At 50.1% G+C, this 14,174-nt stretch carries 3 protein-coding genes; all 3 read left to right on the top strand.

From position 1 onward, the window contains the following. Positions 1-125 precede the first annotated feature (125 nt). The 3 genes from KJS69_RS00165 to KJS69_RS00175 all read left to right on the top strand — a co-directional run bounded on the left by KJS69_RS00165 (position 126) and on the right by KJS69_RS00175 (position 13,911). Positions 126-5,621: a leucine-rich repeat protein gene (locus KJS69_RS00165; protein WP_213581051.1), complete on the top strand. Its 5,496-nt coding sequence runs from the start codon at positions 126-128 to the stop codon at positions 5,619-5,621. 164 nt (positions 5,622-5,785) lie between these two features. Next, on the top strand, positions 5,786-8,353 hold the full coding sequence (locus tag KJS69_RS00170; RefSeq protein ID WP_213581052.1) for a winged helix-turn-helix domain-containing protein: 2,568 nt from the start codon (positions 5,786-5,788) through the stop codon (positions 8,351-8,353). Positions 8,354-8,505: 152 nt separating this feature from the next. Beyond that, positions 8,506-13,911: an S-layer homology domain-containing protein gene (locus KJS69_RS00175; protein WP_213581053.1), complete on the top strand. Its 5,406-nt coding sequence runs from the start codon at positions 8,506-8,508 to the stop codon at positions 13,909-13,911. Positions 13,912-14,174 lie beyond the last annotated feature (263 nt).

The following is a 14,174-nucleotide window of genomic DNA, read 5'->3' on the forward strand; positions in this document are numbered from 1 at the left end:
CTCCTTCAACCTTTTAGAATACGTCGAGAGGCTGGGTTGATCAAAAAAGAGCGGAAAGTATGTACAATGTTATAGTAAAAACCATATGGGATTATGTGGAGAAAAGGTGGAAAGGAATGTGATCGATGCTACATTTAGCAGGATTGAAGCGATGGAAGAAGGGACTGGTGCTGCTATTGGCGGCGGTTCTTATCAGCAGCGGTCTCCCGGTTGTGCAAGCGGAAGAGTCTCAAGATGGTGATTATTTATTCGATACTAAATCGGATCCCGATGGGAACGAATATGCAGTGATTACGAAGTATACCGGAAACGAGACGGAGTTGACCATCCCCGATACATTGGATGGCAAACCGGTAAAAGAAATCGGGCGACAAGCTTTTTATGAAAAAGGTCTCGAAAGTGTGAACATCCCAGACAGTGTGACCAGCCTCGGGGAGGGGGCATTTCGAAACAATCAACTCGAAAGTGTGAACATCCCAGACAGTGTGACCAGCCTCGGGGAGGGGGCATTTCGAAACAATCAACTCGAGAGTGTGACGATCCCTGATAGCGTAACAAGCCTTGGAAAGTGGGCATTTCACAACAACCAACTCACGAGTGTAATGATCCCGGACAGCGTGACGAACATCGGGGATTACGCATTTGCAGCTAATCAACTCGAGAGTGTGACGATCCCTGATAGCGTAACAAGCCTTGGAAAGTGGGCATTTCACAAGAACCAACTCGAAAGTGTGACCATTCCGGACAGTGTGAAGAATATTGGAGACGGGGCATTTGCGAACAATCCCCTTAATGTGATCATGGGGGAACTTGCCTCCGCAGCACAAACCTATGCCGAAAAAAATGGTATTTTATTTCTAAACTTTGATCCATGGAGCAGCGGCGGACAGGTGCAAAAGGAAGCAGCGACGACCGTTACGGCGCTCTGGGACAATACGTTTAGCTTACAATATCAGTGGACAACAACTGAAGTAATACCGGCTCTGCCCAACGAACCGGATAGTAACGGTTGGACGACGTTTCAAAGCGGAGACACGCTCAGACACTCCGTGGATGATACACATAAGATAGACAGCGCTTGGTATGTACACATTTATGCCCAAGATGAAGAAGGCGGGACATTATTTGCAGTCCATTCAGGAGCTTTTTTACTTGAAGAAGAGGCTCAAGATAGCGATTATTTATACGAAGTGAAATCGGATACCGATGGTAACGAATATGCGGTGATTACGGGCTATACAGGAAGCGAGACGGAGCTGATCATCCCTGATACATTGGATGGCAATCCGGTAAAAGGAATAGGGGTAGGAGCTTTTAAAGATAAAGGCCTCATCCGTGTAACGATTCCGGACGGCGTAACGAGTATCGATAACGGGGCATTTCATCTCAACAAACTCAACAGCGTAGATATCCCGGACGGTGTAACGAGCATCGGGGGGTATGCATTTGCAGCTAATCAACTGAAGAGTGTGAAGATCCCGGACAGTGTGACGAGTATGGGGAATTATGCATTTGCATACAACAAACTCACCGATGTAACGGTTCCAAACGGTGTGAGGACGATCGAGAGCCAGGCATTTCTGGATAACCAATTGGAGAGTGTAATAATTCAGGATGGAGTGACGAGAATCGGGAAGGAGGCATTTCGAAACAATAAAATCACCCATGTGACGATCCCGGATAGTGTGACGAACATCGGGGAGGGAGCATTTCATACGAATCAACTCCAATCTGTGACGATCGGGCAAGGCGTGACGGTCATCGGGAGCTCGGCCTTTTATGGGAACCAACTCACGGAAGTGACGATACCGGGCAGTGTGACGAGTATCGAGCAGCACGCATTTAGATCTAATCAACTCGCCCGTGTAATGATCCCGGACAGCGTAACGAACATCGGGAACTATGCATTTGATGAGAATGAATTCGAGAGCGTAATGATTCCAGGCAATGTGACGAACATCGGAGACGGGGCATTTAGATCCAATACGATTAAAGTGATCATCGGGGAACTTGGCTCCGCAGCACAAACATATGCCGAAAATAATGACATTTTATTTCTAAACTTTGATCCATGGAGCAGCGGCGGACAGGCGCAAAAGGAAGCATCGACGACCGTCAAGGCGCTCTGGAGCAAAGCGTTTAGCTTATTCTATCAGTGGACGACGACTGAAGAGGCTCTGGCGTTGCCATACGAACCGGATGGCAACGGATGGACAGTGTTTCAAAGCGGAGATACCCTTAGACACTCCGTGGATGATACACAAACGATAGACAACACCTGGTATGTGCACATTTATGCCGAAGATGAAGGTGGCAGGAAAATATTTGCAGTCCATTCGGGAGCGTTTCTACTTGAGGGAGAGCTTCAAGATGGTGATTATTTATACGAAATGAAATCGGATATCGATGGTAACGAATATGCGGTGATTACGGGCTATATCGGAAACGAGACGGATCTGACCATCCCCGACACATTGGAAGGCAAGCCGGTAAAAGAGATCGGAGACTCGGCATTTGCACTCAAAAAACTCACTCGTGTGACGATCCCGGATAGTGTGACGGAAATTGGGGACAGAGCATTTTATGCGAATTGGCTCAAATCTGTGGTGATCGGGAATAGCGTGACAGTCATCGGGAGCGGGGCATTCGATTCCAACCAACTCGAGCGTGTGATCATCCCGGACAGTGTGACGCACCTTGGGAACGGGGCATTTCGATATAACGGGCTTAAAAGTGTACAGATCGGAAACAGTGTCGAGAGTATCGGGGCTCAGACGTTTGCATCCAACCAACTTACGAGCGTAACGTTCCCCGACAGCTTGTTAATCATTGATTTCCAAGCTTTTTATAAAAACCAGCTCCAAAAGGTGTCCATTCCGGACAATGTGAAGAGTATTGAGAACTCGGCATTTGAAGAAAACCAACTCACAAGTGTACAGATCGGGCATAGTGTCGAAAGTATTGGGGCGTCGGCGTTTGCGTCCAACCGGCTTACCAGTATAAAAATTCCTAATAAGGTCACATTGCTCGGCCCAAGTCTATTTAGGAACAATCCTCTTAAAGTGATCATCGGGGAACTTGCCTCCGCAGCACAAACCTATGCCGAAAGTAATGGCATTTTATTTCTAAACTTTGATCCATGGAGCAGCGGCGGACAGGTGCAAAAGGAAGCACAGACAACCGTTACGGCAATCTGGAACAAAGAGTTTAGCTTACAATATCAGTGGACGCTGTCTGAAGAGGAGCCAGTTTTGCCAACCGAACCGGAAGGCAATGAATGGAACGTGTTTGAAAGCGGGGATCCCCTTAGACACTCCCTGGATGACGCACAGACGATAGACAATACCTGGTATGTGCATATTTATGCCCAAGACGAAGATGGCAGCAAGTTATTTGCAGTCCATTCCGGAGCTTTCCTACTTGAAGTGCCGGAACAAGTTGCCAAGCCAGTGGCTCATCCGGCTGGCGGCGAGGTGCCCCCGGGCACGAAGGTCAGTCTGAGCACGGAGACCGAAGATGCGACGATCTACTATACGCTGGATGGCAGCACGCCGTCGAGCAGCAGTATGGAATATACTGCACCAATCGAAGTGACCGCAGAGATGACGATCAAGGCGATTGCTGTGAAGGCTGGCATGCTCGACAGTGAAGTGATGACCGAGTCGTACACGATCTTGCAGCCCGAGCAGGTCGCCAAGCCGGTTGCAGAACCATCAGGCAGTACGGTTCTATCTGGAACAAAGGTAACATTGAGCACGACGACCGAAGGAGCAACGATTTTCTACACAACAGACGGGAGCGCACCAACCCGCAGCAGTATGGAATATACCGCACCAATCGAAGTCGCTTCGGAGATGATGATCAAGGCAATTGCTGTGAAGGCTGGCATGCTCGACAGTGAAGTGATGACCGAGTCGTACACGATCTTGCACCCTGAGCAGGTCGCCAAGCCGGTTGCAGAACCATCAGGCAGTGCGGTTCTATCTGGAACAAAGGTAACATTGAGCACGGTGACCGAAGGAGCAACGATTTACTACACAACAGACGGGAGCGCACCAATCCGCAACAGTATGAAATATACCGCACCAATCGAAGTCGCTTCGGAGATGACGATCAAGGCGATTGCAGTGAAGGCTGGCATGCTCGACAGCGAAGTGATGGTGGAACATTATACGATCCTACAGCAGCCTAATCAAGTAGCGAAACCTGTTGCAGATCCAACAGGCGGTGCGGTTCTATCTGGAACAAAGGTAACATTGAGCACGGTGACCGAAGGAGCAACGATTTACTACACGACAGACGGGAGCGCACCAACCCGCAGCAGTATGGAATATACCGCACCCATCGAAGTGACCGCGGAGATGACGATCAAGGCGATTGCAGTGAAGGCTGGCATGCTCGACAGTGAAGTGATGGAGGAGCAGTATACGATTGCAACGATACCTGCACCGGCGAATTTAACAGCTTCTGCGGCTGATCGTTCCGTTACATTAAAGTGGAATGCTGTCACGGGAACAGGCAGCGTGACTTACGCAGTTTACCAAGCGGAAGGCACATCAGCTCCTGCCGATCCGGCGAACTGGAAGCTTATTCAATCGAATGTTACAGCGAACTCCTACATCGTCACGGGATTGACGAACGGAAAAACTTATGCATTCGCAGTGAAGGCGATCTCTGTGGAAGGAGCCAGTGATTTCTCCAATGTAGCGATAGCGACCCCAAGAGCACCAAGAGGTAACAGCGGTTCCGGTGGTGGCGGAGGCGGTCGTGTGTTATCCAACAATGCAGATCTTGCGGATCTGCAAGTATGGGCGGAAGGCAAACAATTGAATCTAAGCCCAACATTTGCTTCGGGAACGACAGAATATACGGCACGCACAGAAGCCGAGCAAGTAGAGCTTGTCGTAAATGAGGCGCATTCCGTAGCCAAAGTAATTCTACACAATAAAGTCATGACCGACAGGGTGAAAGTAGATCTGGAGGAAGACAAAAATACGTTTGTATTCACGGTACAAGCGGAAAACGGTACGAAGAAGAAATATACGCTGACCATTTATCGAGATGTGCCAAAGCCAACCGAACCGGTTATTGAATTAATCGACATCGCCGGACACTGGGCGGAAAACTACATCAAGCGCGCCACAGTGAAAGGGATCGTCAGCGGTTATCCAGACGGTACATTTAAACCGAACAATCCGGTCACTCGCACCGAATTTACCGCGATGCTGGCAGGTGCGATGAAACTGGAAGGTGACGGCTCCGCGCTAACTTTCACGGATCATGACCGGATCGGCGGATGGGCAAAGCAAGCCGTTGCGCGGGCAGTACAGGCAGGCATCGTTGACGGGTACAGCGATGGTAGCTTCCGTCCAAACGAGAAAATCACCCGGGCGGAGATGGCGGCGATGATCGCTCGGACGCTAAAACTGCAGCTAAACGCAAATGCGACAACTGGTTTTGCCGATGATGAAGCGATTCCGCAGTGGGCGAAAGGCGCGGTCGAAGTAATTCGTAAACTAGGCATCGTCGATGGCCGCGGCGGAAACCGCTTTGCAGCAAACGAAACGGCAACCCGCGCAGAAGCGACGGTGATGCTGCTGCGGATGTTGGACCACAAATAATGAACATACGGATAACCGTATAAATAGTCCATACCGATTGTTGCAAGTTTCTGCAGACGATGCCATCGCGAAGATCATTCGAATAGGTGTTTAAGAAGGGGCATTTCCATCACCAGTAAAGGAAATGCCCTTATTTTTTCATAAGGAAGGAAATGAGGCAAGCAATGATTATCATCACCAAATTGCATATCCCCCAAGCGCGAAGCGCACTTGTCCAAAGGCAACGCCTCTATTACCGGCTAAATGACGGATTGAACGGCAACTTAACCTTCATTACGGCGCCAGCCGGATACGGCAAAACGACACTGCTCAGCGAATGGTCGCGAACGATCAAGCCTCCTGTCGCCTGGGTATCGCTGGATGCGGGAGATAACGAGCAGATGCGCTTTTGGAGCCATACCGTTGCGGCGTTGAAGCAGGCTTATCCGGAATTTGACGAACAAAAGGCGCTGAACTTTGCCGCGGCGGATACATCGGGAGCCTCGCTGATTGCCGCACTGATCAATGAACTTGATCGCTTGTCACAGCCGATCGTGCTCGTGTGGGACGATATCCATCATATCGAAGAAGAAGCAACTAGGCACGGCATCGAATACTTGTTGGAACGCCTGCCCACGCATATTCATCTTTATATGTCGAGCCGGACTTCAAGAGCGGTGCGTTTGCCCAGATTGAGTTTGGAAAACAAACTGAATCGGTTGGAAGCGGACGATTTGCGTTTCACCCGGGAAGAAACGACAAATTTTTTCTCAACGTGCAGCGGGTCGGCCCTGTCCTCCGAAGAGATTACCGCTGTACAGCAACGGACGGAAGGGTGGGCGGTTGCGCTGCGTCTGGCGGCCCTGGCGTTAGACGAAAAAGCCGATCCCGCGGAAGTCTTGCGCAAGATGTCGGCCACGGAAGGCGATATATCGGATTATTTTTTTGAGGAAGTGTTGACCCGGCAGCCGGAAGCGCTGCAACAGTTTTTGCTTCGATCTTCGGTGTTGCAACGAATGACTGGCGAGCTTTGCGACGCCGTAACCGGTCTGCCGGACAGTATGGCGAGCTTGCGGCAATTGGAACAGGACCAATTGTTTCTCGTTCCTTTGGACGACCAGCGCAAGTGGTTTCGATATCACCCTTTGTTCCAGCATTTTTTACTGCGGCAACTGGATAGCCGGGAACCCAGGCAGGTAAACTTGCTTCACGTTACGGCGGGAAAGTGGTTGGAGGAGAACGGTTATCTGTATGATGCAATGGATCATTATCTATCCGCATCAAGCTATGAACATGCCCTTCGCCTATTGGAGGCGGTTGCCCCGCAACTGATGAGAAAAGAATGGTCGACGTTGCTTACATGGCTTGACGAGATTCCCGATGCCGTGCTTTTCGCCAGGCCGATGATGCTCATGACGCAGATCGTTTCGTTGTTTTTATCGGGACAAATTGAATTGGCAAAGACGAAGCTGACTTGGGCGAAGGAACTATTCGCCGAGACGGTGTCTTCATTTCCTGAACAGGCGATTGAATCATTCCAAGCAGGACTATGTGTGCTGGAAGCGTTCAGGGCTTATTTTGAGAGAGATTTTGAAGCATCAATCCGGCATTTTGAAGCCTATATGCAAAGAAACCCTTCAGGAGATTTCTTTGTCGGTCTTGGCACGGATGACGATGGTTATCTCCCGATTTGGGATGTGTATGCTTTTGTAGACAACCTGAAAGAGGCGGAACGGGTGTTGAAAGCCTATTTGCGGATTTGGTCCGGAACCCGAAATGTGTTTTTCATTGCCAATCTGTATATCAGTTATGGAAAGCTAATGTACGAGTGGAACCGGTTGGAGGAGGCAGAGCGGTATTTTAACCAGGCGCTGGACATTGGCAAGACTTACCATAACCAAAATCTCATCACCATTTCTTTCTTATGGTTAACTCGAGTCTATTCAGCGGAAGGTCGGCAAAATGAGGCAAAAACGATCCTTCAATCATTGGCGAATCAAATCAAAGGCAACCAATATCCCAATCTCTCCCGAAAAGTGGCATGGACCATGGCGTTGCAAGGGCGGATATGGGGAGAGGCGAAATCCGTGAAACAATGGTTAAGAACGAATGGTTTGCGTTCCAAAGATGAAATTCCGCTGTCCATGATGGAAGAGTATGACTTGCTCGCCTGCCTGTTGGCAGAACAGGGAAAGACCGAGGAAGCCGTATCGTTAATCGAGCGGCTCTTGCGCATCGCAGGCGATCCGGAAAGGCGAAACGATAGGATTCGCTTGCTGGTTCACAAAAGCAAAATTGTTTTTTTGCAGGGAAATGTTGTTCTCAGCATGGATGCATTGGAGGAGGCGCTGTCTCTGGCACAGCCGGAGGAATACATTCGTACATTTGTCGACGAGGGGGCGGCCTTGGGGCTGCTGCTGGATCAGTATGTGAAACTGCGGCAACATCATCAGCGCCGCCCAGGCAGGAAAGTGCCGTTGCCTTATGTCAAGCGATTGTTGCAGTTGATTGCTTATCCAGGGGGAACGGTCCAAGCTCCTGTACCTAAGGAATGGTTCAAACCTGCCTTGACCGACGCTGAACGGAAGGTGCTCCGGCTCATGCAAACAGGGATTTCGAACCGGGACATGGCGCTAAAGCTGGGTGTTTCGTTATCGACTGTAAAGACGCACATCAATAATATGTATAGCAAGTTGCAAGTGACAAGCCGGTTGCAGGCGATCGACCGTGCGAGAAAGCTCAACTTATTCTAATCCCCTCCTTTTTCGCACGGATTTCTCCACCGCCTATCTCAACCTTTTCGTCCTTTGCGACGGGGAGGGTTGATCACAACGGGGCGGGAATGTGTATATAATCTACTGGATGAGGTTTTTAATAGATAAATAGAAGGAGGAATGTACATAGGATGAATGCGAAAAGAAACAAAATTTGGCTTCTATTCCTCGCAATCTGGCTCGGTTTGGCGGGCGTAGTGCCGTTACCATCAACAATGGCGGCCAATGAGGGAACAAGCTTCTATTTTGCCGCAGGTTCGGGAACGGAAGACGATCCGTATATTATCGAGATGCCGGAGCAATTGTATGCGTTAAGCGAACATCAGCACGACAATCAAGATGCATATTTAAGCGCTCATTTTCAGTTAGCAGAGGAAATTAACTTTACGGATGGGGATTGGACTACAAACCCGTGGGAGCCGATTGGAACGGATGGTGCTCCTTTTACTGGCACATTCGATGGCAACGGATATGTGATTCGTAACCTCAAGGTGGACAAAACAGAAAATTTCGTTGGCATGTTTGGAGTGATCGGCACAGATGGCATTGTCCGGAACGTCACTTTGCAAAACGCCGATATAACTGGAATTAATATCGTTGGCACTTTAGCAGGGCAAAATTATGGGAAAGTGAAAGCTTCTTCAGCATCAGGTCATGTAATAGGAAAAAATGGAGTCGGCGGCTTGGTGGGCTCAAATAGAGGCAGGGTAGAGGCCTCATACGCAACAGGTAGAGTAAGTGGTGAGGTTCAAGTCGGTGGCTTGGTGGGCTATAATAGCGGCACAATACAAACTTCCTATGTGACGGGTGATGCGGATGGTTCTTATATTGTCGGCGGCTTGGTAGGCGATAATGAACGCGGCACTGTGCAGGACTCGTATGCGACGGGAAGAGTGAGTGGTTCTAACTCTGTCGGCGGCTTGGCAGGCCATAATAGCGGCACAATACAAACTTCGTATGCGACAGGAGAGGTGACTGGCTCGCAACAAGTCGGCGGCTTGGTTGGCAATAATGGCAACACTGTGCAGACCTCGTACTGGAATAGGGATGTAGTATCAGAGGGTATTGGAAGTGGCAGTGGAGATGCTACAGGTCTCACAGAGGAACAGATGCAAGACAAAAGCAATTTTACCGTTTTTGATTTTGCTGCCACTTGGGCGATAAAGGACGGAGGCATACCCTATCTGAAACCTGTGGTCATCGGGATTGTTGAAACTGCCCCTGTTACCGTGCCGTTCGGAACGCCATTCGAACAGATTCCTTTGCCGGGGCAACTAAATATCAAGCTGAGCGACGGCGAGATCCTGCAAGATGTTGATGTCGAATGGGATGCAGCTGACAACCCCGGATATGATCCAAATACTGCTCGCGCATATATCATGACGGGAACGTTAAAGCTGGACGACGTTGAAGCGGTTGCCTCTCATTCGGATGAAACGGTAACTGTCAAGGTGATCGTCAAACAAGATCAGTCTTGCGAAACAGGCAGAACGTACGTTAAAGCGAACGGCGGAGACGATACAAATGACGGATGCAGCTGGGATACGGCCTTCGCTACCTTGCAACAGGCGCTGGATGCGACGGATACCAGTAATGGAGATACATATGAGATCTGGATGGCCAAGGGAACGTACGTCCCGACCGGCAACAAAATCGGGGATGACCCACGAACAGTTCATTTCAAGATGAAGAACGGTGTGGCTATTTATGGCGGGTTTGCAGGAAACGAGGAACCGGAAACGTTCGATCTCGCACTGCGAGATTTTGTCGCTAATGAGACGATTTTGAGCGGGAAAATTGGCCTGGGTGATGACGATAGTGACCATGCCTACCATGTCTTTTATCATGACGGTGGAGTAGACGAAACCGCGATTTTGGATGGGGTGACGATCACAGGGGGAAGAGCGAATGGAACAGATTTCGATAATAACGGCGGCAGTGGGATGTACAATAGAGAAAGTCATCCGGCCTTGACGAATGTGACGATCAGTGGCAATATGTCCAACTCTAGCGGTGGCGGGATGTATAATGATTCTAGCAATCCGGCCTTGACGAATATGACGATTAGCGGTAATACATCCAACTATGGCGGCGGGATTTACAACGTTTCCAGCAGCCCATCCTTGACGAAAGTGACGATCAATGGGAATAAAGCAAGTGCTGCGGGCGGCGGGATGTACAATACTCGCAGCAGCCCTGTCTTGACGAATGTGGCGATTAGGGAAAATACATCCAGCAGTGGCGGTGGGATAGCTAGCGCTTTCAGCAGCCCATCCTTGACGAAAGTGACGATCAATGGGAATAAAGCAAGTGGTGCGGGCGGTGGGATGTACAATACTCGCAGCAGCCCTGTCTTGACGAATGTGGTGATTAGGGAAAATACATCCAGCAGCTATGGCGGTGGGATATCTAGCGTTTCCAGCAGCCCATCCTTGACGAATGTGACGATCAGCGGAAACAAGTCCGACTCATTTGGTGCTGGAGTGTACAACCGTACCGGCAGCATGACCTTGCTCAATGTAATCATTAGCGGTAATGCAGCTGACATAGGCGGCGGGGGTATGCTAAACTCTGATAGCAGCCCAATCCTGACAAATGTAATCATCAGTGGGAATTTAGCCAAATACCAAGAAGGCGGCGGGATAATCAACGTTTCCGGCAGCAGTCCAACCCTGACGAATGTAACGATCAGTGGAAATACAGCTAAAACGAAAGGCGGTGCGATATATAACCAAGGTAGCAGCAAGTTTCTTATACGAAATAGCTTGATCTGGGGAAATGGATTAGACAACGGTGAAGAGAACAATATTTCGAACGATAACCCTTCCGACTCCAACGTCGTATTCAGCTTGATTGGCGATCCTCTCGCCGAGGGACCCGACGGGGTTGATTTAGACACCATTACGATCGATACGCTCCTTAAAACTCCCATGTCTTTCGGCGACGCGCCGACGACGGAAGGAGACTATCGTCTGAAGCAGGGTTCACCTGCGATCAATGGTGGGAATAATGACCTCGTTCCTCACGGAGTCGCAACGGATCGAGACGGTAATCCGCGCATTGTCGGAGGACGCGTTGATCTTGGGGCGTATGAGTATCAGGACAACGATGAAGAAACGCCTGTTCCGACACAAGTGGAGATTGCTGGCGCGGGGACAATCGTTATTCCGGCCAGCGACAAAGCGCCAATAACGGAGCAATATAGAGCCGATGTGCTCGACGAAAATGGCGATGTAATGCCGAATGAAAAAGTGCAATGGAGCGTCACAGCGTCGGAAGGTGTCAGCATCGATCTAGAAAAGGGATTGTTGACGATAACCGACCAAGCGTCGGCAGGACCGATAATGGTGAAGGCGACCTTGGATGGTGATGCAGCCATTTTCGGTGAATTCGGCGTTACGTTACAAGTGAGTGCGGTGAAGGAGCCCGTTCCGAGTGACATCGACATTCGCGGTGCCAAGGAGATCATCCTTCCAGCCAGCGGTGAACCGCCGATAACGAAGCAGTATGAAGCCGATGTGCTCGACGAAGATGGCGATGCAATGCCGAATGAAAAAGTGCAATGGAGCATCATAGCGACGGAAGGCGTCAGCATCGATTCGGAAACGGGGCTATTGACGGTCACGGATCAAGCGTCGGCAGGACCGATAATGGTGAAGGCGACCTTGGATGGTGATGCAGCCATTTTCAGTGAATTCGGCGTTACGTTACAAGCGAGTGCAGTGAAGGAGCCCGTTCCGAGTGACATCGACATTCGCGGAGCCACGGAGATAACTATTCCAACCAGCGGTGAACCGCCGGTAACGAAGCAGTATGAAGCCGATGTGCTCGACGAAGATGGCAATGTGATGCCAAATGAAAAAGTGCAATGGAGCGTCACAGCGACGGAAGGCGTCAGCATCGATTCGGAAACGGGACTATTGACGATAACCGACCAAGTGTCGGTAGGACCGATAACGGTGAAGGCGACCTTGGAGAGTGATGCAACGATTTCCGGAGAAATTAACGTTACACTGCGAGCAGGTTCAGAGGAACCGCCAGATCCAGACACGGAAGCTCCGCAATGGCGTGAAGGCGATGAACTGACCGTTTCGGACATCACACAGACGAGCGTGAAGCTGTCCTGGCCGGAAGCTACGGATCATATCGGCGTGACTGGTTATCGAATCTACGTCGAAGATAAGGTACGGAAGACGGTCAGCGGCAGTGTCTATGGAATCACTGTCCTCGACCTGGAGGCGGATACGGAATACACGTTCAAAGTCACAGCGTATGACGAAGCAGGAAGCGAGAGTGCTCCATTGACCGCCGCAGCAAAGACGTTGCCGGAGCGATCTGAACCAGTGGGAGAAGCGCCGCAATGGCCGGAGAATAGCGAACTGACCGTTTCAAACATCACGCAAACCAGCGTAAAGCTGAGCTGGCCAAGCGCTACCGATCAGGTTGGCGTAACTGGCTATCGGATTTACATTGATGATGACAACTGGCAACCCCAGACCGTCTCAGGAAACGTGCGCGAATATACTATCCAGAATTTGCGCACAGGCACGACGTATACATTTAGCGTCAAGGCGTATAACGAAGCGGAGAAAGAAAGCGCACCGCTCAGCAAGCAAGCGACCACAGCCCGTTCATCTGGCGGAGACGGTGGATCCGGCAGTTCGGGTGGCGGCGGAGGCGGGTACGTATTGTCCAACAACGCAGATCTGGCGGACTTGCAAGTATGGACCAACGAGAAAAAGTTGAAGCTCAGCCCATCATTTTCATCGGGAATGACAGAATATATCGCCCATACAGAGGCCGAGCAGATCGAGATTGTGGTTAAAGAAGCGCACTCTGCAGCGAAAGTGATATGGAAGGATAAAGTGATTACAGACAGAATCAAAGATGATCTGAAGGAAGGCAAAAATACGTATGTACTAACGGTGCAGGCTGAGAATGGCACGAAGAAAAAATATACGCTAACTGTTTACCGCGAAACGCTACAACCATCCGAACCGCTTATTGAATTTACCGACATTGCTGGGTATTGGGCGGAAAACTACATCAGGAGCGCAGCAGCGAAAGGCATCGTCAGCGGTTATCCTGACGGCACATTCAAACCGAACAACCCTGTTACCCGTGCCGAGTTTACCGTCATGCTGGCAGGCAATTTGAAACTGGAAGGGCAAGGTGCGGCTCTTGCATTTACGGACAACGACCAAATCGGCAGATGGGCAAAACAAGCCGTTGCACAGGCGGTAGAGGCGGGGATTATCGATGGATACAATGATGGCAGTTTCCGGCCGAATAACCGTATCACTCGTGTGGAGATGGCGGCGATGATTGCCCGGGTACTCAAGCAGCAGCTTAACACCAATGTGACAACCGGCTTTGCCGATGATGAAGCGATTCCCGAGTGGGCGAAAGGCGCGGTCGAAGCGATTCGCAAACTTGGCATCGTCGATGGCCGCGGCGGAAACCGCTTTGCGGCAAACGAAACGGCTACTCGCGCGGAAGCAACGATGATGCTGCTTCGGATGTTAGAACACAAATAAATGAACGCAGGGATCACCGTATAAAAAAGTCCATACAGATTACTATAAGCAACGAAGGACGATGCCATCGCGAACAGCATTCGAACAGGTGGTTAATGTGATGACAGGGGCATTTCCATCCTCAAGAAGAGAAATGCCCCTTATCTTATAAGGGAGGAAGAGAAGCAGCGATGATATCCCCTGGGTGCGAAGCGCTCTTGTCCAAAGATAAGAGCGTTACAATATTTTAATCTGCCACAGTCCTTGGCGCTGTGGTATTTATT

Origin of the sequence: Paenibacillus sp. J2TS4, from assembly GCF_018403245.1 — a bacterium.
GTDB lineage: Bacteria > Bacillota > Bacilli > Paenibacillales > NBRC-103111 > Paenibacillus_L.

What these genes read in the sequence shown, in the direction of transcription:
- KJS69_RS00165 (WP_213581051.1), top strand. Translation starts at nt 126, where the DNA reads ATGCTACATTTAGCAGGATTGAAGCGATGGAAGAAGGGACTGGTGCTG.
- KJS69_RS00170 (WP_213581052.1), top strand. Translation starts at nt 5,786, where the DNA reads ATGATTATCATCACCAAATTGCATATCCCCCAAGCGCGAAGCGCACTT.
- KJS69_RS00175 (WP_213581053.1), top strand. Translation starts at nt 8,506, where the DNA reads ATGAATGCGAAAAGAAACAAAATTTGGCTTCTATTCCTCGCAATCTGG.